Origin of the sequence: Rodentibacter rarus (genome assembly GCF_001998965.1) — a bacterium.
In the GTDB taxonomy this organism is placed as follows: domain Bacteria; phylum Pseudomonadota; class Gammaproteobacteria; order Enterobacterales; family Pasteurellaceae; genus Rodentibacter; species Rodentibacter rarus.
Genome location: NZ_MLHJ01000081.1, coordinates 1 through 1,002, shown reverse-complemented (window position 1 = coordinate 1,002; position 1,002 = coordinate 1). Strand labels below are relative to the sequence as shown.

Annotated in this window: 2 protein-coding genes; both read right to left on the bottom strand. The window is 44.0% G+C overall.

The annotated features are described in order from the left end of the window. Positions 1–8: 8 nt before the first annotated feature. Positions 9–368: a hypothetical protein gene (locus BKK50_RS08400; protein ID WP_077417163.1), complete on the bottom strand. Its 360-nt coding sequence runs from the start codon at positions 366–368 to the stop codon at positions 9–11. Positions 369–371: 3 nt separating this feature from the next. Then, positions 372–962, bottom strand: coding sequence for a phage terminase large subunit family protein (locus BKK50_RS08395; RefSeq protein ID WP_077417161.1), 591 nt, complete (start codon positions 960–962; stop codon positions 372–374). Positions 963–1,002: the final 40 nt, after the last annotated feature.

Below are 1,002 nucleotides of genomic sequence, written 5' to 3'. Positions count from 1 at the left end.
TTGGAAGATCATTGACACACTTGCAGTAATAAACCGGAATAACGCCCGACTAAATTGCGTAGATCCGCCTCTTTTAATGATCGCCAGTGCTTTTTCATTAAAGCTTCAACAAGCTCCTCCCAAGAACTGGTTTCTTTCGATTCGTTCTCGCTCCCCCCTTCTACAATAATTGGTAAGTCAGCCCAAGAACCATCTAAGAGACGGGTTACTGCCGCAAATGCAACCGCATTACGTTTATAAGCACGATAGAAGTTCCGAAAATCAAGTTTATTTGGGTAACCAAATTCTGCCCATAATGTCCGCCGTTTTGTATTTCCCGCACCAAAAAGCGCACTTAAAAAGGCTTGTCGTTGTTGTTCAAAATCCATAAATTACCCCAATAAAATCCCAACAGAAACGGGTTGATAAAGCTCCGTTAGCGCATAAACCATCGCATCTAATCGGTCAGGAGATTTTTTTGCTGTTACCGGTACATATTCCATAAGCTGATTTTCTAGTTTGTATAGTGAACCGGCGTGCCGAACCTTGCCCTGTGAATATAAAGCTGAGATTGGTTCCGCTCGGGCAAATTTGCTTTTATTTGCGTGAATCCGGATAATCCGACCACGAAAACCTGCATTCTTTAACGTTTCTTCTGCCATATCGCCCCCTTGGTTAGTTTCAATCACAATGCAATCGGCATTATGTTCTTGGTAAGCGAACATAGCTTTAGCCGCCCAATCACTTGGCGAATATTTACCGGAATAATCGGCATCAACAGAATAAAACCGATCACGTCCGTAACCATAGCCGCTTGCCACAACAATTCCGGTTTCATCACTTTCATCGGAATTTGTTGCTTGCGGATCGATAGCAACAACGGTACGAGTTAATTCAAATGCTATAACAAGCTCTCGTGCCGCCACAATCATTGATTCGGTCCATAATGCTCCTTCCGCATTAAATCGTCTTGGCGCTTGCATATACTGCGCCTCAGCGGTTCAACGATCCGTCTTGCGGCAG